Source organism: Shewanella surugensis, assembly GCF_023284005.1.
In the GTDB taxonomy this organism is placed as follows: Bacteria; Pseudomonadota; Gammaproteobacteria; order Enterobacterales; family Shewanellaceae; genus Shewanella; species Shewanella surugensis.
Genome location: NZ_JAKIKS010000016.1, coordinates 1 through 19,670 on the forward strand (window position 1 = coordinate 1; position 19,670 = coordinate 19,670).

Consider the following 19,670-nt stretch of genomic DNA (forward strand, 5'->3'; position numbering starts at 1 on the left):
CTCGTCAGCAAAGTAGCAAGCTACTTCCTGTTACCGCTCGACTTGCATGTGTTAGGCCTGCCGCCAGCGTTCAATCTGAGCCATGATCAAACTCTTCAATTAAAGTTTTTTGGTCCGAAGACCTGCTCAATGAATTCTGTTTTTCACTATCAAAAGATAATGAAGTTTACATATTGCTATGGTCACTCAGTGGTTCATCGAGTTGTATTTTTGATTGCTTCAACACCCTTTACTCGAAAGTAAGTGGCTAGAAGCAATTTCGAATAAATCGACACCTGTGAGTGCCCACACAGATTTGCTTGTCATATTGTTAAAGAGCGTTGCTAGTATGAAAAACGAATTTTTCAGGTAGCTGCCTAAGACGCTAGGTCGTTGGCTTGAGGAAGCGTATTTTACGCATTTCTCAGTGTGCGTCAAGCGTTTTTTTAAGAAGTTTTTCAATGAGTAAAACTCGTATTAAAGTGTTACTATCTCAAACTAATTTAACGACTTGAATCGCTTGCCACTGCTGCTGTTTCCTACTTGAGTAAGAAGCTGCTTTGCCGTGTCAGTGGTTGCGCATTATAGGGAGATTTACTCAGTGCGCAAGGGCTTTTTAAAAATAAAGTAGCCATGTGCACACCTTTTATCCATTTTGCTTTTTTTTGGCGAAATCCCATACAATTTAGACCAAAAATGAGTAAATTGTCGTATCTTTAAGATGGTTAAAAGGTGACTAAAGTTTGTTTTTCCATCACTAGACTAGTTTCACGTTAAATAATTCATTACCATGTAGCAGTTGTTAACAGTTATTTATCAATTCATTCATTAACTCTTTAGAGATTATATATATGCAAAAGCCATTCTTTATTGTCTTGCTCATTGCCATTCTTGGTGCTCTCGCAATATACCTGCTTGCCCCCGAGCTAAACGGTGCTATCGCTTTTTTCACTGGCGTAATTATTACTAGCGTCGTTTATTCTATTTCATCAAAATCAAGTTCAATGACATCAGACTCTGAAAAACCCTATACAGGGCCAACAATGACTCTTTATGTTGGGAACTTACCTTATCGTGTACATGAAGGAGAAGTAAAAGCCTTATTTGGAGAATATGGCCCCGTTAATTCTGTTCGCTTAGTTCGAGATCGAAAAACAGGTCGACGTAAAGGTTTTGGGTTTATTGAAATGTCTGAAGCCGGAGCGAAGAAAGCGATGAACAAACTAAACGAATTTGATTTCCAAGAAAGAACATTAAAAGTAAGAGAAGCAAAATCTCAAGATTCAGATAAAGCTGATTCAAGCGATTAATCGTTTCTATATCAACTTACTTGTATGTGTTTAAGACAAAGCTTTAGCCAATATGGAACTGACTAACATTAACAAACCCATCATTGGCTAATTTTCCTCTTAAACTGGGAGTAATCTCGGCCGCAGTATAAAAAGCGGTACAGAGCGGTTCATCAGAAAAGTTCATTTCATCACCCAGTAATGATTTGACTCTTGATGCTATGGCCTGCTCTGAATCCAATAACGTCACCTCTAAACCTAAGACTTGCTGTATTTCAGCTCTTAGTATTGGAAAATGCGTACAGCCCAGCACTAAGGTGTCAATGCTTGCATTTTTGATTGGCTGTAATATGTGTTCAATAATGTGCTCATCAATCTCCCTACCCACAACTTTATCTTCCGCTAAAAGCACTAATTGAGAAGAACCAAACAAATAAACCTCACAATCACTTGCAAACTGCTCAATTAAATCATGAGTATAAATGCGTGTAATCGTAGCGGGTGTTGCAAGCAAGCCTATTTTCTTTGATCTTGAGTGCTCTGCAGCTGGTTTAATGGCTGGAACCACTCCGACAATAGGAATATTCAGCTGCTGCCTTAAAATCGGCAATACTAATGTACTCGCTGTATTGCACGCAACGACCACAAGAGAAGCATTCATTTGCTTCACGACTTGACTAATTAAGGTTACACAGCCTTCGACTAGATCTTGTTCATCCAATTCACCATAAGGTAAACGAGCATTATCGAATAAATAGCAATAAGTCGCCTGCGGCAAAACAGATTTTATTGCGTTAAGAACTGATAATCCGCCCATGCCAGAATCGAATACTAAAATAGGTCCAGACAATGCATACCTCTTAAATAAAGCATTAAAAAATGCAGTTTCCCACAACAGCGTCAAAATCAAAAGCAAGAAACGGGACTTTAACAACTTATCGCATATCCACATGTTCTACGTTCCTTCAATGATGTGCCTTGAATGGAACAATTTGACAGGCTCTTAAACTCGCATATTCAAGCCACTTGGGTATATAATTCCGCCCCAAATTAAGCCAATGATGATCAGTATATGAATTTAGCCGCAATGGATCCTACGACCTATGATGCGCAGCTCGAGCAAAAACGCGTCAAGCTGGCACAATTATTTAGCCACTTTGATACACCACAATTAGAAATATTTGCTTCCGAACCTGAACATTATCGAATGCGCGCTGAATTTCGTATATGGCATGACGGTGATGACATGTACTATTACATGTTTGATAAGGCGCTTAATAGTAAGGTTCGCTGCGATCAATTTTTACCCGCCAGTAAACTGATCAATGAAGTCATGCCCATTTTAATTGAAAAATTAAAATCTAATACGCTATTACGCCACAAACTTTTTCAAATCGATTTTCTTTCAACACTCAGCGGCGAAATATTAGTATCACTGCTTTATCATAAGCCATTAGATCAAGTATGGCAGCAAGAAGCTCAAACCTTAAAAACCGTTTTGGCCGAACAATTTACGCTCAATTTAATCGGTCGAGCACGTAAACAAAAAATCGTCATGGATAAAGATTTTGTTATTGAATCTTTAACTATCAATAACAAGCCACTGCAATATCATCAAATTGAAAATAGTTTTACACAACCCAATGGCAAGGTCTCTATCAAAATGCTCGAATGGGCCGTAGACGCCACTCAAAATAGCAGTGGTGATTTATTGGAACTGTATTGCGGTAACGGCAACTTTTCAATTGCACTCGCACGAAATTTTAATAAAGTATTGGCCACCGAATTAGCTAAGCCATCGGTTGAGTCTGCACAATATAATATTAAAGCCAATAACATCGATAACGTGCAGATTATTCGAATGTCAGCCGAAGACTTTACTGATGCAATGGCAAAAAAGAGAATATTTAGGCGTTTAGAGGGCATCAATTTAGATAGCTACGAGTGTAATACCATCTTTGTTGATCCCCCAAGAGCAGGTCTGGACGACAATACAATCAAATTAGTTCAGCAATATGAGCGCATTATTTATATCTCATGTAACCCTAATACGCTAATCGATAATTTAGCTGAGCTCAGTAAAACTCATCACATCAGCCGTTTTGCATTATTTGACCAATTTCCCTATACCGAACATATGGAATCGGGTCTATTGTTAGAAAAAAAATAATTAATGAAAACGCATCCTAAGGTTTACTGTTCAGTTTAAGCTCAACTGACCTTAGGAAGCTGCTTTTTTTGTAAAGCTTCAGCACCTTTTGCTACCATACGCAGCTGTACCACCAGCTGATCGGCTAATTTTTTTCGCTCAACTCGTTTCATATCTAATGCGGCCGCCCCCGCATTAAACACTAAAGTCACTAGCGATTCTGCTTGCACTCTCGCTAACGCAGGGTGACGTTGAGTTGTTGATTCTGTGTAATGGGTTAATTCAGATATAAAATGTTCAATTTCACGCGCCACCGCTCCACGAAAAGGTGCAGATGTACCAGAACGTTCATGCAGTAAAATACGAAAAACATTAGGATTAGACTCCAACACCTCCATGAAAGTATCAACAGAAATACGGATCACACTTCCTCCCGCTTCAGCCCGTTGACGCCCTTTGCGCATCATCTGCCTTAACGTCAATCCTCCTTCATCTACCATGGTTAACCCTAACTCATTCATATCTTTAAAATGACGGTAAAAGGAAGTAGGCGCTATATTGGCTTCTCTAGCAACTTCTCGCAAACTCAAACTTGAAAAACTGCGTTCGGCGCTTAATTGATTAAAAGCTGCATCAACTAACGCGCGACGAGTTTTCTCTTTTTGCAATGCTCTAATGCCCATACTGGATCCGCTAACCAAACATATAAAGCGGATAATACCGTTTTTTACAGTAAAACGCAGCAATAGAAGAAACCTTGACCCCAACCACGAAGCACGTTAAATTAGCTTACACATGTAAGCTCAAAATAAAGTTGATAGAGACGTAATGAAAAAACCTCCTTTAATTTGGACCAATGTCAGTTTATTTACCCTCACCTTCGTTGGTGCTGTCATTTTGGTACCTTGGTATGCAATGACTCAGGGGTTTCAAACTTCAGAGTGGATTGCCTTTGTTGTACTGCTTTTTGCCAGCGGCATGTCAATCACTGGGGGTTATCATAGATTATGGTCTCATCGCACTTATAAAGCCCATGCTGCAATCCGTTTCTTATATGCACTAGGTGGTGCATTGGCAATACAAAACAGCGTATTGCATTGGTCATCCGATCACCGTATTCACCATAAGCATGTCGATAATAATGATAAAGATCCCTACTCCGCTAAAAAGGGATTCTGGTACAGCCATATCGGTTGGATGCTAAGAGAATATCAAGCTCATCGCTATAATGACTATAAAAATGTTCGTGATTTACAAAACGATAAAATCGTTATGTGGCAACATAAATACTATTTACCCTTAATGTTAACCATGAATATTGGATTACCTCTCCTACTTGGCTGGTTAAGCGGAAATATGCTAGGTATGTTCTTACTAGCGGGATTATTAAGATTAGTCGTCAGCCATCACTTCACTTTTTTTATCAACTCACTGGCTCATTTTTGGGGTAAGCAAACGTATACTGATAAAAATACAGCAAAGGATAATGCCTTGGTTGCATTATTAACTTATGGTGAGGGATATCATAATTTCCATCATATTTTTGAAAATGATTATCGCAACGGCATTAAATGGTGGCATTACGATCCAACAAAATGGATGATTAATACCTTCGCAAAAATAGGACTAGTCAGCCAATTACGTATGGTTCCCCAAGAGCGTATCGAAAGCGCAAAGCTACAGATGCAATTGCAAAAAACTCAGCATAAAATTGCGCACTTACCTAACCGTGAAGAAATTTTGGCTATCATTCAATCCGAATATGACATCATGAAAAGTCATTTGGTGGAATATTACGAAGTGAAGAAAGTACTGATTGAAGCTAAACGAAAACAATTGGTTGACGATCAATTAATGAATCAGGTCCAAGATCTTAAAGCCCGTTGGCAACAACAAAAGAAAAACTGGCGAGTACTCACATCGATTTACGTTTAACACTAAGAAAACCCGCATATTAATGCATCTGGCTAGTATTCAAACTAACCAGCCCCTTATATGATACTTACAAATATCATATAAGGGCCTAATGATGCAGGATACTGAAATAAGACTGACACAATATAGCCATGGCGCAGGCTGTGGCTGTAAAATATCCCCCACAGTATTAAGTACAATTCTGGCCTCAAAGCTCCCCATTTTTCAAGATCCTAATGTCATTGTCGGTCACCAAAGTCGTGACGACGCTGCCGTTTATCAGCTCAATGAGACTACCGGTATCATCAGTACCACTGATTTTTTTATGCCCATTGTTGACGATCCTTTCACCTTTGGGCGCATAGCCGCAACCAATGCCATTAGTGATATTTATGCCATGGGGGGGCAACCTATCATGGCAATTGCCATTTTAGGCTGGCCAATTAACAAGCTCTCTCCTGAAACAGCACAACGTGTCGTCGACGGTGGCCGCCAAGCCTGCAAGGACGCAGGTATCATGCTTGCAGGAGGGCACAGCATTGACTCTCCAGAACCTATTTTTGGCCTTGCCGTGAGTGGACAAATCGCCCTAAATAAACTCAAAAAAAATAATACCGCTAAGGCTGGGGATAAACTCTATCTGACTAAACCATTAGGCATTGGTATTTTAACCACCGCGCAAAAACAGCAAAAACTAGCCAAAAACGATCAACACATCGCTATCGATGCCATGTGTCAACTCAATGATATTGGTCCTATTATTGCGGATATTAATGGGGTCAATGCCATGACCGATGTGACTGGGTTTGGACTCGCTGGCCACCTGTTAGAGATGTGCCAAGGTTCAAATCTCAAAGCAATACTCAATACATCAAGCTTGCCTAGCCTTCCTCGAGTCTATGATTATATTCAAATGGGCTGTATTCCTGGTGGAACACAAAGAAATTACAGTAGCTATTGCGAACACTTACCCACACTCACTAATACACAAAAAGCCATTATATGCGATCCACAAACCAGTGGCGGCTTATTAGTCGCCGTCAGTCAAGATGCAGAACAGGCCCTCACACACGTACTTGAAAAACATCAATTGCCGATCCACTGCATAGGCCAACTATCTTCTGCCGCTGCAACTCACACAATAAGTTTAATTTAATGCTTATTGACCCTATCCCCTCCTCCAGCTATCCGTCTATTTTCATCAATGATCACCCTCTCATCGATGTAAGATCGCCCATAGAATTTAACAAAGGTGCCTTTCCTCACAGTTGTAATCATTATTTGATCCATGATAATGAACGTGAGCTTATTGGCACTTGCTATAAAAAACATGGACAGGCGGCAGCCATAAATCTTGGCCACTCGCTCATCAAGGGAGAGTTAAAGCAGCAGCGTACCGATAACTGGCTTCACTCTTTAAAAAAAAAACCTAATGCATACCTTTATTGTTTTAGGGGCGGATTACGTTCGCAATTAAGTCAGCAATGGCTAAAAGAAGCGGGCTACTCAGTTCCTTACATTGAAGGAGGATATAAAGCCATGAGACAGTTTTTAATCCGTTCAACTGAGACAATAAGCCAGAGCCAACCTTTACTCATTCTCAGTGGCTCTACGGGAAGTGGAAAAACAGAGTTGTTATCGCGGCGTAAAAATACTGTCGATCTTGAGGCTATAGCTCACCATAGAGGTTCCAGTTTTGGTCAGCATTATGGTGCACAACCCAGTCAGATAAACTTTGAAAACACATTAGCCATTACATTACTCAAACGCCAAATCAATTCACCTGCTTATTTACTATTAGAAGATGAAAGTTATCTCATCGGCCGCTCAGCTATTCCAAAATGTTTTTATGTAAAAATGCAATCAGCCAATGTCCTTGTACTTGAAGAAACAGAGGAGAATCGCATATCGAGGATAGTTAAAGAATATGTGATTAACATGCGGAAAGAATTTATTGCTCGTTTAGGGTGCACAAACGGGATCGAGGCATTCCAACAATATTTAAGACATGGGATCAGGCAAATAAAAAAACGATTAGGCGGAAAGCTCCATGATGAACTGCAAAATGCGCTCGAACATGCTTGTAAACAACACGAAAGTAAAAATACACCCGATGGTCATAGAGTGTGGATTGCACACTTACTTGAGCAATATTATGATCCCATGTATCGATATCAACTCAATAAAAAAAGTCACAAGATCATTTTTCAAGGATCTCATCAAGCGATACATCAATGGCTAGATGATAACTTATGATACAATATCAAGCTCAACTAAGCTTCGAAACGCTAACGCTTCTGTGGCCTTGAGCCTCACCGATAATTTAGGAGGCTGAATTTTCATGTCAGAAAACAATACATGAAACTCAACATCTTTAATGACCACCCAATCGCCGGCATCTAAGTCTTTCATCAACAGGCTATCGATCGAAGGCTGCTCTGACTCTAATGCTTCAGAGACCAATATATAATTTAAATGTCGAGATAACCATGCATTAAAACCAACTTCATTTTGATGATTATCACTGACAAAAAACATGTTTCTTCCGCTCATTCCCTGTAATATCACTCGCTCTATTGTTGATAAATCACGATCGACCAACAGTACGGCACCTCCACCCACTAATTGATCGAGTCCTTTTATCTTTATCTGTAGAAAAAGGTGCCGAATGACATAACCCACACAAGCAAAGATAAAACTGGGGAATGCCCAAATAAGATAAGCTAATACGAGTACATTTAATGCCGCTAAGAGTAAAAAGAGCTGTAAAATACTCCAAGAAAGAGCCCCTAACAACACCATAGAAAGCACAGCCGATCCAATCATAAACACGGCATTAATGATATTATTGACCGCTATAGCTTGTGCGCAATGCCCTTGCTTAGATTTAACTTGAATAAAAGCATATAAAGGAACAATGAATAACCCGCTACTCACGCCAATCATAAACAAATCAAATATCACTCTATAGTGTCCCCCCTCCGAAATGAAGGAAATGGCACTATAAGGCGTACCGGAATGTGGTTCAAGTAACGTCACAGCCCAAGGCAGATCAATCCCAAATAAAGTGAGCCCAATCACGCCAACCAAAGAAATACCCAGCTCAACCTGCCCAAATGAAAGACGTCCACATATCAGCGAACCTATTCCAATTCCCATTGAAAATAATAATAAAAGTAAAGATACAACCGTCGCATCACCTTGAAGATTAACTTTAGAAAAGTTGGGGAACTGAGTGAGATAAGTCGCGCCTAAAAACCAAAACCAGCTGATAACAATAATACTCGCCCATATGGCAGGCGTTTTTCTCACCTCTTTAACCATCCGCCAACCACCAGAAAAAGGTGCAAACTTCACTTTATGATGAGCGGAAATAGGGGGCACGGAAGGGATCATGACACTGGACGCGTAACCTATCACTGCCACCCCAAAAACCAATCCCGCCGATAACCACCCATTTGGATCATTTTCAACAATCAGACCCGCACAAAGGGTCCCCACTAAAATGGCAATAAACGTGCCTAACTCGACCCAAGCATTTCCTTTGATTAATTCATGTTCATATAAAGCGCGTGGTAAAATAGAATATTTAACCGGACCAAAATAGGTAGATTGTGTCCCTGTCAAAAACAACAGTAACAACATAACAAGGTAGCTTTGAGTCAAAATAGCCACCATAGCACAAGCCATAATCACTATTTCTAATAACTTCAACCGCCTTATTAATAAGGCCTTATCGATATGATCGGCGATCAATCCCGCATGAGCAGAGAACAATAAAAAAGGAAAAATAAACAAGCCCGCCGCCAAATTAACAAATAAATTAACACTGATAGGCAAATGCTCAACTTGAGAGTAAGTCACCATGAGCAAAAGAATATTTTTGTATAAATTATCGTTAAGGGCACCTAAACATTGAGTCACAAAATAGGGGAGAAAGCGACGAGTAGCAATCATAACGATAATCCTTTTATCCTCAACTTAGTTGAAGATGCATATTTTCAGAGCGCATGAAACTGCTCAATTCAAGACGCATCATTGAAAGAATGTAGTCATCTCAGTGGCCAATCACTCACTTAAGAATATTGTTCTACTCAAACCACGCAAATATTACCCTCCTACCAAAATTTTATCCCACTCTAGATGAGGTGCACCTACAACAATAAAATTAGGATTAACGAGGCTCTCTCGTTCATTATAGGTTAAAGGTTGCAATTCTAGATCCATAATTTCACCACCGGCTTCTTCAAGAATAATCTGTGCAGCCCCCGTATCCCACTCTCCAGTCGGACCAATACGCACATAACAATCCGCTCTGCCTTCTGCCACCAAACAACTCTTTAACGCTGCCCCGCCTAAGGTCACTAATTCACAATGCTTGTGCTGATGAAACAGCTTAATAACTGATTGAGGATCTTGCCTTCGACTGACCGCTAATCGCAATGAAGAATCGTCGGTTTCAATATATCGACTACGGATCCTAAGCTCAGCTTCTCCATGACGTTTATACGCACCCAACCCAGCAATGGCATAATAGCAAACCTCAGTCATCGGCACATAAACAACCCCCATAATAGGTCGGTTATGCTCAACCAACGCAATAATCACCGAGAAATCGCCACTCCCAGCAATAAATTCACCCGTACCATCAAGCGGGTCAACCAACCAATAGCGCTGCCAATCTTCTCGTTCAGCGAATGAAATATTGGCATCTTCTTCTGATAAAACAGGGATATCGGGTGTTAATACCATCAAAGCAGAAGTAATAATATGATGTGCAGCAAGATCAGCAGAAGTCACTGGGGTATTATCTGACTTCACTTCACGCTGAAATGTACCACGTTGATAAATATCCCTAATCGTTTCTCCAGCATCCCTTGCAATATCGATAACTTGCTCAATATAATGTTCTGGCTTCATATACGACTCCAACAGCCCACGATTTTTAAACGACATAGATTAAAAACAAACGACAACAATTACTACCCTACTTAAGCTTGAGATGCTTTTGAGCTAAAAACAAGGCACAAACACTACGGGATTCAGAAAAATCACCTTCAACAAGTAAATCTTGCCAATTTTCAAGTGGCCAAGAGACCAATTCAATAGGCTCAGGCTCATCTCCTTCCAGTTTACTAATATACAAATCTTCTGCTAGGAATATTTGCATTTTACTGGAAAAATAACTGGGGGCTAAGCTCAACTCCATCAAGTGTGTTAACCTCTTAGCGCCGTAACCAATCTCTTCTTGAAGCTCTCTATTGGCCGCTTCAATGGCTGTCTCCCCCGGATCAATCAACCCCTTAGAGAAGCCTAACTCATAACGATCAGTGCCCACCGCATACTCTCGCCCTAACAATAATTGCTTATTATCCAATACTGGCACCACCATCACAGCTCCTCGCCCCTTACCTTTCATTCTTTCATATTGGCGCAACTCTTGATTAGAAAACTGAAGATCGACTTGTTCAATGTGAAACAAACGACTCTTCGCAATGGTATTAGTTTTCAAAATAGTTGGCTTAACAAGTTTATTCTTCATTGGGCCTCAATGCTCATAATCTATCCTCTATGAACATAATCTTACTACGACCTAGATGAACCACAACTTGAATTTTATTTAATTATTATTACTTTATCTACAACAGTTTGAAAATGTAAGCTTACATACAACAAAACGCCCACCATTTAAAATAATGAGTGGACGTTTTCTGCTTTGCCTACTGTGTTTTATTGTAAAAACTAGAGTCCAGGTATAGCTCCTTTATAATTCAGCGAGTAATAACCTTTACTATCTTTAGCGCCAAATTGACTCAGCATTTTTTTAAGATCGGCAGGTTGCCCAGCGGTTTCTTTCATCTTGGCATCAATAACAACCGTGTTTTTTTCAGCCAATATCAAACTGCCCACTAAGCCTAAAGTATTTTGACTTTCATCGGTTTTAAGCTCTATATTGCCCTTGTTACATGAAAGAGAAAAAACCACATTACCCAATGGATAATCACCAAACTGATTATTAACCTCAGTTTGATTGAAAATTGCTTTACCTGCTAAAGCTTCACACCAAGGTTTGCCTGAATCAAAATGATTCAAGAAGAGGCTAATATCACCGTTTACTTGGGTTTTAAACGGTAATTTCTTTTGTCCCAACAATAACGGGATAGGGGCATCAAATCGGAGATCTTCAAGATATAATCCCGAAAAAGAAACACGAACCCGCCCTTTGCCATTAATCGGGGCATTACGCTCCCCGAAGCTAAAATCAACTTGCGCTTGACCAAGCAGTAAACGCCATGGGCTAAGCTCCCATTTAAAGAAATCAAACTGACGGCGTTCAAACGTCATACTATCAATACCACCTTGCCAAACACTGCCTGATATCCCAGCAACCGATAACCCTTGCGGTAATTCGGCAAATTTAACCACGAGCTTAGCAGGAAAGGTCGCGACTAAAAAAATCAAATAGACTAATAAGCCAATAATTATTTTTTTCGTTAAACTCACAATAATACCTTACAAAGAAAACTGAATACGGCGAACAGAGACATAACCCGGTGTATCACCAGCAGTTAAATCTATACTATCAAGAGATAACCCTTTAGTTTGTACAAGGTCACTCACATAATCTAATAATGTATCAAAGGGGACATCAGCCATCCATACTTGGATTTTATTCCCTTGAGGTTGCATACGTGTGATTTCAAGACCAAAATGGGCTGCCGTCTGATTCACCACTGCGCTAAGACTGCCACTGAATTTACCGGCTCCTTTCGCTTGCTTCAGCCCCTCAATCCTATTGGCTATTTGCTTAACATAATTCAACGTTTTCTCTTGCGCTGCCAAGCTGCGTTTCGCATCCATTTCAGCGTTATCCATCGGGGTCCATATTCCCCAGTAAACAAAACCAACAGTTAAAACAACAGCACAAGCTGCCACCATTTGCTGCTCTCGTAATACTAAGCCACGCCACCATACTTTGATGTTTTCCATGTTATTTCACCTTTATCGTCAAGGTACTCGTCACAGCAGAATCAGTACTGTTCATCGCTCCAGCATCCAAGGTATAAGAACGTGACACTATCTCTTTAAATTTTTCAATTTGTCCATAACTCTCGGCTGTCACTTGCATTCGTAATTCATTACGAGCAGCATCAAAACGCAATGTTGTCGGCTTAAGCTCTTCCACCTGAGAAAAAGCCGGTTTAATACCAGCCAACATGGAAAAAAACTGACTACTGCCGCTACTATTTCCCTGTAAACTTCTGAGATAACCATCAAGCTGAGTGCGAACATTAACAACACGAGAACTACCTGGCACCACTTGCTTATAAATCGTTTCCGTTTGCGCTTTAAATTGCTGCGCTTTAGCATCCATTTGATAAATATTTAACCCCTTATTAATCAAAGCTAAAATAAATAACACACCAAATAAAATCGCTGTGTTCCCCCAAAGTGATAAATATTTAGAATATTCACGTTTAGGTTTATATAAGCCCGATAACAAATCAAACGGTGCAGTTGCCAGCCCTTTCGCTAATGTGAGCATAGGTAACTCAAGTGGCTGTTGACGCAAATCCGTTCCAGCAAGCGCAAGTTCGGTATAAGTTGCTACCGTGACAGGTTCATCAGTATCAGTCTGTGTGAGTAAATAAGGTAAAGCGGTGGCAATCCAGCCTTCAGCTAATGCCATCCCACTTGACACCCCTGTTCTTAATAAATACTCTCCATCGAACTTCATGGCTGCCCAATGACATTCCTCTAAAGGCAGCGCTAAGCAATCAGGTACAATGCGTTGTATTGTGAGCTCAGCTTCAGTGAGCCAAGCGAGCCAAGTTTGCATTTGCTCATGAGCAACCACACCAACAGGCAGGTGCGTCCCTTGAGCCTTCCCGACCACAAAATGTAACTCATCCACATCTTGTGCTAGATTCTCTTCTAACATAAAAGGTAATGCTTTAATGGCTTGCCTTTGATTGCCTTCAGGCAGTTCAACTGACGTTAATGTAATCGTGGAAGCTGGGATTAAAATATCAACAGGACGGTGACCTGCGCGCTCCGTTAAACTCGATAATTCATCAACATGACTCAATTGTCCCGACGCTATAATCTCTTGCTCCTGCTCTGACCACACCAACCAAAAACAAGCATCTTCAGCGGCCTGACCTAATCGAATCACTAATCGTTCGCTCACTTCTTCTTCTCCGAATTCTGCTGTGACATTCCCATTTTGTCTTCTTCACTTAAAAATGAGCTTGACTCTTCTTTCACTGGAAGGACTATTTTTCTATCACCAAACTGACGTGAAATAACAGATAACTTATTATCTGAGCTCCTCATTAATACGCTTTTTAAACGAAATATGGCCCGATCGACTTTAGCACCCGCACGTAATAAAAAGTAATCACTTTTTATGCCAAAGCTGGATGCTAACGCTTCATCTGATGTTTTAAAGCTACTAATGGAACTATTCGCCCAAAAATCCTCAATAGACTCAAAGCCATCACCCGGTCTTTGATTAATAATGCCTTCGGCCTCACCAACAGAAATCTTATTTTCAAACATCCCAGCCAATAATGCTGCTTGTTCCACCTTAATGGTATTCACATTCAGCACTTGCACATCATTTGCCGGTATAGCACAAACATAAGGCGCGATTCTCATATAAATATCTTGGGTAAATCCCATTATCGCCCTAAGCTCACTCTTATCAAATAATAAGGTATTTGCCGCGCGATAGGGAACGCTTCTCGATTCATATTCCGCATCTTCCGCGCCATATGAGCTCGTAGTGGTGTCTTCATCGGTATAATCTTTCAATGTTGCAGCCAAAGTATCGGCTGAAAACTGATCCATGCCTAATGCGACGAGTAATCCAGAAAATTGCCGCATCGGTAATGTTGTTTTGCTCTGCCCAGTACTCACATCTTCTTCGCTGCTAACAGACAGTGAATTCAGATTAAAGCAAGATCGCATATCGGAGATTTCGCCAGCAATTTCACCATTTTCAACAGGAAACACCATATCGGATTGCGCCCAATATTGTTGAAGATTGATACTGTCTTCATCATCTTCAAAATCTTGTGTTAATATTTTTTTGCTTAACTCTTCAGCCGATAACGCGTACCAATAAGCTTGGTTATATTGCACCATATTAATTGTTCGCCGCACCGATAACTGACTACGGCTAGTAATATTGGTCGCTATAATGGCTATCATGGCCACAATTAATAACACCACGATTAATGCTACACCATCCTGTTTAGTCGACATGGGCAGCCTCTTTAGCATTCAGTACTATCATACTGGCTATTTCCCCGACCCATCAGAGCTATCACGACTGCTTGTCGTTGTGCCTGAACTGCTAGATGAATCACTGGTTTTAGGTATAGCCTCGACCAATAAAAATTTTCGAACAACCTTACCCATACCTTCTAATTCAATTTGCATACTAATCGCTTGCGGTAACGCCGTTGCATCAACTTTCCGTTCCCACTTACCTTCAACAAAAAAAGAATATTCAACAGATATCACCTTTTTCATGATAATCGTTTTTATCGGTTCAGCCCCCATTTCAGGATCTGGGTAAGGAAAATACCAACGCTCTAAATTACCATCTTTGACGACATAAGCAACGGATTGCAATGTCCCTCGGGGAAGTAAACCATCGGGATTAAGCCAACCTAAACGGAAAAAAACAATGGCTTCAGATTCAGAATCTAGAATATCGCTGCCAGTTTGAAAAACCGTACTCGCGCGCCCCCCTTCGAACAGCCTAGGCGTACGAGGTACCATTTGATTAAAATCTCTTGCAACCATACCAAAGCCCTGTTGCATCGCTTTTAATTTCGCAGAAAAATCACGAGTACTTTCATCATTAAGCATGACAGTATGTAAAACCGTATTCGATGCAAGTCCGATCATGGCGAAAATAGCAATCGCAATCAGCATTTCTAATAGCGTAAAACCTTGATCATGGCTATTTCGAGTCATTAAAGACATAAGTGCTCACTTCGGCGATAGTACGTTTAAAAGTGTCATCATCACTGACACTCACTCTCACTAATCGAAATTTATCATCATCGGTTTTAACCACCTGCTGACGCCAATACCAATCTCTTCCAGCCAATGTCGTTTGACCTTCTGTACGACCCACATCAGGGAAAACAGGGTTTAATTTAACATCGACCATTTGATTATCAACGACCCATTGAGCCATCGTTTTCTCTTCTAAAATGGGCATATTGCTTATCAATTCACTTAAACTTTTAGTAATTGATATCGCTGCTATCGAAAATATCGCCAAAGCCACAATGACTTCTAATAATGTCATTCCTTTCACTTGGCGAGATGAAAGTACATTAAACCTCACTGTCCCCCCCCTTTTTGACATGCATCGATATAAAAAACATCAGAGCCACTGATATTGCGATGCAAGCTCCAATCCGATGCGTCATAACAGCAATAAAATCGCCTTGTGAGCAAAGATTCTTTTTATTTTCCATCGATATCTCTGCCTAACAACATTCTACCGAAAGCGTCACCAATAACGGCCACATCAATCGTATTTCCAGAATCATCTTGACCAGAAAACATCAACTCAAAAGCTGACATTTCTCCACTAGGAAAGAGGAAAATTTGAGGTTCGGGAAACTTTTTCTTTTCTTCTGCTGTTTTTTCAATAAAAGGGCCATCGTCAGTCCAAGAGCTAGTATCTTCTTCATCGTCTTGCACTAAAGGCAATCCTTCAACCACTAATGTCATTTCAACATCGGGAGCCATTTCTCTCTCCCCCAGCAAACGATCATTTTTTAAGGGTTTCCACTTGCCTTCATCATAAAAAACGAATTTATAATGATCTTTTTCAACCACAATGCCAACAAAATCACCACTCATCACGGTTTCATCGAGCACCAGCTCAACCGACTGCATAAATTGTTGCGCCGTTCTTTCAAGAGCACGAGCTTTACCGGCTCCGCTCATACTTAAGGTGACAGCTGCAGCGGCTAACCCCATTAGCAATACGACCAGTAACACCTCCATTAAGGTGAAACCTTTTTGGCGCAACATATTCATATTATTGATACTGCTGTAAATTCCAGTTTCCGATATCGTCTTCAGTACCCGCTTGACCATCCGGTCCAGCACTAAAGACATCTATTTTCCCATGCTCTCCAGGACTTAATAGCATGTAATCATTACGCCATGGGTCTTGTGGCAAACGCTTCACATAACCGTCAGGACGATAATTACGCGGCTCTGGTGAAATTGTTGGTTTTTGCACTAACGCTTCTAATCCTTGCTCCGTTGTCGGATAAATACTGTTATCTAAACGGTACATATCTAATGCATTTTCCAATGCCACAATATCGGATACCGCTTTTTGTTGATCCGCTTTATCTTTATTCCCCATTAAATTAGGAACAACCATAGAAGCAAGGATCCCTAAGATCACAATAACAACCATGACCTCTAATAAGGTAAAACCTTTTTGCTTATTTCGTGTTTGCATGAACAACTCCCTCAAAAAAATTATACGGCTAATACATCAACATTATCAGCCGCCTACATCATTTAACTTACTGACTAACCATGTTGTTGAGCTCTAGAATAGGCTGTAAAATCGCCAGTACGATAAACAGAACAATGACAGCCATACTCACAACTAATACAGGCTCAAACACCCCAAGTGCAATATTCACATTTGACTCAAATTCTCTATCTTGAGTATCAGCAGCACGCTCCAGCATATTTTCAAGCTCACCACTTTTTTCACCTGATGCAATCATATAGAGCATCATCGGAGGAAAAAGTTTCGTATTACCTAAAGCGGTACCTAAACCCGTTCCTTCACGAACCCGCGCTGTCGCCTCTTCAACCGCCTGCTTCACTCTCACATTGATCAATACATCAGTGGCGATCCGCATCGCTTCCAGTAAAGGCACAGCACTGGCCGTTAAAATACTTAAGGTTCTCGCAAAACGTGCAGTATTGAGACTCTTACTGACCTTACTCACCACAGGGATATACAATAACCAAGTGTCATATTTCATACGATACTTATCAATACGCAATAAACGTTTGGCTAATACGAACAAGCCAATAATCCCTCCCAATACTAACAGGCCATAGGAGCGAATAAAATCAGAGGATGCAATCAATAATTCTGTCGTCCACGGTAATGTTTGTCCCATATGCTGAAATTGCCCCACAACCTGAGGAACAACAGCCGCTAACAGGATTGAAATGACCCCAATTGCCACAACCGTTAACACCACAGGATAAATCATGGCTTGCATCATTTTATTCTTTAGCTGTTGCCGGCGTTCGGTATAGTCAGCTAAACGATTGAGTACCACATCGAGATAACCCGATTTCTCACCCGATGCCACCATAGCCCGATAAAGGTCATCGAATATATGTGAAAACTCCGCTAAAGAATCAGCAAACGTATACCCTTCTACAACCCTTGAACGAACAGCCATCACCATGCTAGCAAGCCGGTCTTTTTCACACTGCTGACCCACCGCTTTAAGCGCTTCTTCGATGGGTAGGCCGGCGGCAACCAATGTGGATATTTGACGAGTAATCAACGCAAGCTCAGCAACGGAAATTCCCCGCTTGAATAAAGCGCCTCCCTTTGCTTTATGCTTGGCTTCTTTTTCTGCCACCGCCGTAATTTCTAACGGCATTAATTTCAATTCACGTAATTGTGAACGAGCATGCTTAGCCGTATCAGCTTCCACGACACCTTTTTTCTGCTTTCCTTTATTATCTAATGCCTTATACTCAAATGCTGGCATGGATTACTCCTCCCGAGTGACACGTAATACTTCTTCTAGAGTCGTTTTACCCGCAATGACTTTACTCATACCATCAATGCGAATACTCGGTATTGTTTTACGTATATGTTTTTCTATCGCTAATTCACCTCGACCCTCATGGATTAAACCACGAACATGATCATCGACAATCAGTAATTCATGGATACCCGTTCGGCCACGATAACCATTATGACCACAAGCCTGACAACCTTTTGCTCTAAAAATAGTTTGAGTCTCACTAATTTCAATACCGAGTAGCTCTCGTTCTCGCTTATCAGGAAGATGCTCTTCTTTACATTCGTTACACAATGTACGAATAAGCCTTTGGGCCAATACCCCCAATAAACTCGATGACACTAAGAAAGGTTCAACCCCCATATCTTGTAACCGCGTAATAGCCCCAGATGCGGTATTAGTATGTAGCGTTGAAAGAACCATATGACCGGTTAATGAGGCTTGCACACCTATTTGCGCAGTTTCTAAATCGCGAATCTCACCGATCATTACCACATCTGGATCTTGACGTAAAATGGCTCTCAATCCTCTCGCAAACGTCATATCCACCTTAGCATTAACCTGAGTTTGCCCGATGCCTTCTAGCTCGTACTCTATCGGGTCTTCTACCGTTAAAATATTGGTATCAATTGAGTTAAGATCGGTCAATCCTGCATAGAGCGTGGTACTCTTACCCGAACCTGTTGGGCCAGTAACCAAGATAATACCATGAGGACGCCGAATTAAATCATCAAACTGCACTCGTACAGATTCTGTCATACCGAGCTGCACGAGATTTAAATTGCCCGTATTTTTGTCTAATAAACGTAATACCACTCGCTCACCATGACTTGATGGCATGGTCGACACCCGCACATCAACCGCTCGCCCACCAATTCTTAATGAAATACGACCATCTTGTGGAACCCGTTTTTCAGCAATATCTAACCGCGCCATGACCTTAATACGTGATACCAGTAATGAAGACAATTTACGGTTCGGCTTAAGCACTTCTTTTAATACCCCATCGACACGAAATCGCACCACCAATTGCTTTTCATAAGTTTCAACATGAATATCCGAAGCCTCTTCTTTAATCGCCTCAGATAATAGCGCATTGATCAGTTTGATGATCGGCGCATCATCATCTCCCTCCAGTAAATCTTCAGTTTGAGGAAGCTCTTCCGCTAGAGTGAATAAATCCATCTCATTGCCAATATCTTTCATCATTTGCTGCGCTTCAGATGAATTAGCTTGATAAGCTTGAGTTAACTTGGCTTCAAATTCATCGTCTTCAAGTAAACTTAGCGGGATATTTTTTCCCGCATAGCGTCTGGCTTCAATGAGTGCATCAAACGGCGTTGATGACACATGATACAAGGTCAACTCACCATCTTCAGCCTTGTCTAAGGCCACACTAAAACGATTAGCGAATGCAAAAGATAACCGCTCTTTACTATTAGAATAGAGTGCTTCATCAACTTCAGTATCCACTGACAGTTCAAGTTCATTTGTCGCCTGCAT

Annotated in this window: 20 protein-coding genes and 1 rRNA gene; 5 read left to right on the forward strand and 16 right to left on the reverse strand. The window is 40.8% G+C overall.

Annotated elements, in window-relative coordinates; all coding sequences use genetic code 11:
* Positions 1–102 (reverse strand): 16S ribosomal RNA (locus L2764_RS05785); the annotation flags it as partial.
* Between the two features lie 728 nt (positions 103–830).
* Here L2764_RS05785 and L2764_RS05790 point away from each other — a divergent pair.
* Positions 831–1,289 carry an RNA recognition motif domain-containing protein gene (locus L2764_RS05790; protein WP_248939284.1) on the forward strand — a complete coding sequence of 153 codons (459 nt, stop codon included), beginning with the start codon at positions 831–833 and terminating at the stop codon, positions 1,287–1,289.
* 43 nt (positions 1,290–1,332) lie between these two features.
* Here L2764_RS05790 and murI read toward each other — a convergent pair whose 3' ends face one another.
* Positions 1,333–2,118 carry a glutamate racemase gene (gene murI, locus L2764_RS05795; RefSeq protein ID WP_248939334.1) on the reverse strand — a complete coding sequence of 262 codons (786 nt, stop codon included), beginning with the start codon at positions 2,116–2,118 and terminating at the stop codon, positions 1,333–1,335.
* 222 nt (positions 2,119–2,340) lie between these two features.
* On the opposite strand from murI, the gene trmA reads away from it, so the two are divergent.
* On the forward strand, positions 2,341–3,438 hold the full coding sequence (trmA, locus tag L2764_RS05800; RefSeq protein WP_248939285.1) for a tRNA (uridine(54)-C5)-methyltransferase TrmA: 1,098 nt from the start codon (positions 2,341–2,343) through the stop codon (positions 3,436–3,438).
* 41 nt (positions 3,439–3,479) lie between these two features.
* Here trmA and fabR read toward each other — a convergent pair whose 3' ends face one another.
* The gene (gene fabR / locus L2764_RS05805) at positions 3,480–4,100 is read right to left on the reverse strand and encodes an HTH-type transcriptional repressor FabR (RefSeq protein WP_248939286.1); all 621 of its coding nucleotides are present in this window, start codon (positions 4,098–4,100) and stop codon (positions 3,480–3,482) included.
* Between the two features lie 145 nt (positions 4,101–4,245).
* Between fabR and L2764_RS05810 the strand changes: the two genes are divergently transcribed.
* From L2764_RS05810 to mnmH, 3 genes are all read left to right on the forward strand, one after another.
* Positions 4,246–5,352, forward strand: a complete 1,107-nt coding sequence (locus L2764_RS05810) for an acyl-CoA desaturase (RefSeq protein WP_248939287.1) — start codon at positions 4,246–4,248, stop codon at positions 5,350–5,352.
* A gap of 94 nt (positions 5,353–5,446) precedes the next feature.
* On the forward strand, positions 5,447–6,487 hold the full coding sequence (gene selD / locus L2764_RS05815) for a selenide, water dikinase SelD (RefSeq protein WP_248939335.1): 1,041 nt from the start codon (positions 5,447–5,449) through the stop codon (positions 6,485–6,487).
* Complete coding sequence (gene mnmH, locus L2764_RS05820; protein ID WP_248939288.1) at positions 6,487–7,587, forward strand: tRNA 2-selenouridine(34) synthase MnmH; 1,101 nt, start codon at positions 6,487–6,489, stop codon at positions 7,585–7,587. The genes selD and mnmH overlap by 1 nt, the downstream gene beginning before the upstream one ends.
* Here mnmH and L2764_RS05825 read toward each other — a convergent pair.
* From L2764_RS05825 to gspE, 13 genes are all read right to left on the reverse strand, one after another.
* Positions 7,582–9,288 carry an MFS transporter gene (locus L2764_RS05825; RefSeq protein WP_248939289.1) on the reverse strand — a complete coding sequence of 569 codons (1,707 nt, stop codon included), beginning with the start codon at positions 9,286–9,288 and terminating at the stop codon, positions 7,582–7,584. The genes mnmH and L2764_RS05825 overlap by 6 nt on opposite strands.
* 153 nt (positions 9,289–9,441) lie before the next feature.
* On the reverse strand, positions 9,442–10,251 hold the full coding sequence (gene cysQ / locus L2764_RS05830; RefSeq protein ID WP_248939290.1) for a 3'(2'),5'-bisphosphate nucleotidase CysQ: 810 nt from the start codon (positions 10,249–10,251) through the stop codon (positions 9,442–9,444).
* A 67-nt stretch (positions 10,252–10,318) separates the two neighbouring features.
* Positions 10,319–10,873, reverse strand: a complete 555-nt coding sequence (gene nudE, locus L2764_RS05835; protein ID WP_248939291.1) for an ADP compounds hydrolase NudE — start codon at positions 10,871–10,873, stop codon at positions 10,319–10,321.
* A 200-nt stretch (positions 10,874–11,073) separates the two neighbouring features.
* Complete coding sequence (locus L2764_RS05840; protein ID WP_248939292.1) at positions 11,074–11,835, reverse strand: type II secretion system protein N; 762 nt, start codon at positions 11,833–11,835, stop codon at positions 11,074–11,076.
* Positions 11,836–11,844: 9 nt separating this feature from the next.
* Complete coding sequence (locus tag L2764_RS05845; RefSeq protein WP_248939293.1) at positions 11,845–12,321, reverse strand: type II secretion system protein M; 477 nt, start codon at positions 12,319–12,321, stop codon at positions 11,845–11,847.
* Between the two features lies 1 nt (position 12,322).
* A complete protein-coding gene (gspL, locus tag L2764_RS05850; RefSeq protein WP_248939294.1) occupies positions 12,323–13,522 on the reverse strand; it encodes a type II secretion system protein GspL in 1,200 nt (399 codons plus the stop codon).
* A complete protein-coding gene (gene gspK, locus L2764_RS05855) occupies positions 13,519–14,619 on the reverse strand; it encodes a type II secretion system minor pseudopilin GspK (RefSeq protein WP_248939295.1) in 1,101 nt (366 codons plus the stop codon). Before gspK ends, gspL begins: the two co-directional genes overlap by 4 nt.
* A gap of 18 nt (positions 14,620–14,637) precedes the next feature.
* Positions 14,638–15,321, reverse strand: a complete 684-nt coding sequence (gene gspJ / locus L2764_RS05860; RefSeq protein WP_248939336.1) for a type II secretion system minor pseudopilin GspJ — start codon at positions 15,319–15,321, stop codon at positions 14,638–14,640.
* Entirely contained in the window at positions 15,308–15,721 is a 414-nt protein-coding gene (gene gspI / locus L2764_RS05865) for a type II secretion system minor pseudopilin GspI (protein WP_376708379.1), read from the reverse strand. The genes gspJ and gspI overlap by 14 nt, the downstream gene beginning before the upstream one ends.
* 101 nt (positions 15,722–15,822) lie before the next feature.
* Complete coding sequence (gene gspH / locus L2764_RS05870; RefSeq protein WP_248939296.1) at positions 15,823–16,404, reverse strand: type II secretion system minor pseudopilin GspH; 582 nt, start codon at positions 16,402–16,404, stop codon at positions 15,823–15,825.
* 1 nt (position 16,405) lies between these two features.
* Positions 16,406–16,840 carry a type II secretion system major pseudopilin GspG gene (gene gspG, locus L2764_RS05875; protein ID WP_248939297.1) on the reverse strand — a complete coding sequence of 145 codons (435 nt, stop codon included), beginning with the start codon at positions 16,838–16,840 and terminating at the stop codon, positions 16,406–16,408.
* A gap of 67 nt (positions 16,841–16,907) precedes the next feature.
* On the reverse strand, positions 16,908–18,131 hold the full coding sequence (gspF, locus tag L2764_RS05880) for a type II secretion system inner membrane protein GspF (RefSeq protein ID WP_248939298.1): 1,224 nt from the start codon (positions 18,129–18,131) through the stop codon (positions 16,908–16,910).
* 3 nt (positions 18,132–18,134) lie between these two features.
* The gene (gspE, locus tag L2764_RS05885; protein WP_376708380.1) at positions 18,135–19,670 is read right to left on the reverse strand and encodes a type II secretion system ATPase GspE; all 1,536 of its coding nucleotides are present in this window, start codon (positions 19,668–19,670) and stop codon (positions 18,135–18,137) included.

Excerpts from the sequence above, each read along its gene's own strand:
- L2764_RS05790 (WP_248939284.1), top strand. The coding sequence starts at position 831 with ATGCAAAAGCCATTCTTTATTGTCTTGCTCATTGCCATTCTTGGTGCT.
- trmA (WP_248939285.1), top strand. The coding sequence starts at position 2,341 with ATGAATTTAGCCGCAATGGATCCTACGACCTATGATGCGCAGCTCGAG.
- fabR (WP_248939286.1), bottom strand. The coding sequence starts at position 4,100 with ATGGGCATTAGAGCATTGCAAAAAGAGAAAACTCGTCGCGCGTTAGTT.
- L2764_RS05810 (WP_248939287.1), top strand. The coding sequence starts at position 4,246 with ATGAAAAAACCTCCTTTAATTTGGACCAATGTCAGTTTATTTACCCTC.
- selD (WP_248939335.1), top strand. The coding sequence starts at position 5,447 with ATGCAGGATACTGAAATAAGACTGACACAATATAGCCATGGCGCAGGC.
- mnmH (WP_248939288.1), top strand. The coding sequence starts at position 6,487 with ATGCTTATTGACCCTATCCCCTCCTCCAGCTATCCGTCTATTTTCATC.
- L2764_RS05825 (WP_248939289.1), bottom strand. The coding sequence starts at position 9,288 with ATGATTGCTACTCGTCGCTTTCTCCCCTATTTTGTGACTCAATGTTTA.
- cysQ (WP_248939290.1), bottom strand. The coding sequence starts at position 10,251 with ATGAAGCCAGAACATTATATTGAGCAAGTTATCGATATTGCAAGGGAT.
- nudE (WP_248939291.1), bottom strand. The coding sequence starts at position 10,873 with ATGAAGAATAAACTTGTTAAGCCAACTATTTTGAAAACTAATACCATT.
- L2764_RS05845 (WP_248939293.1), bottom strand. The coding sequence starts at position 12,321 with ATGGAAAACATCAAAGTATGGTGGCGTGGCTTAGTATTACGAGAGCAG.
- gspK (WP_248939295.1), bottom strand. The coding sequence starts at position 14,619 with ATGCTAAAGAGGCTGCCCATGTCGACTAAACAGGATGGTGTAGCATTA.
- gspJ (WP_248939336.1), bottom strand. The coding sequence starts at position 15,321 with ATGACTCGAAATAGCCATGATCAAGGTTTTACGCTATTAGAAATGCTG.
- gspI (WP_376708379.1), bottom strand. The coding sequence starts at position 15,721 with ATGTCAAAAAGGGGGGGGACAGTGAGGTTTAATGTACTTTCATCTCGC.
- gspH (WP_248939296.1), bottom strand. The coding sequence starts at position 16,404 with ATGAATATGTTGCGCCAAAAAGGTTTCACCTTAATGGAGGTGTTACTG.
- gspG (WP_248939297.1), bottom strand. The coding sequence starts at position 16,840 with ATGCAAACACGAAATAAGCAAAAAGGTTTTACCTTATTAGAGGTCATG.
- gspF (WP_248939298.1), bottom strand. The coding sequence starts at position 18,131 with ATGCCAGCATTTGAGTATAAGGCATTAGATAATAAAGGAAAGCAGAAA.
- gspE (WP_376708380.1), bottom strand. The coding sequence starts at position 19,670 with ATGCAGGCGACAAATGAACTTGAACTGTCAGTGGATACTGAAGTTGAT.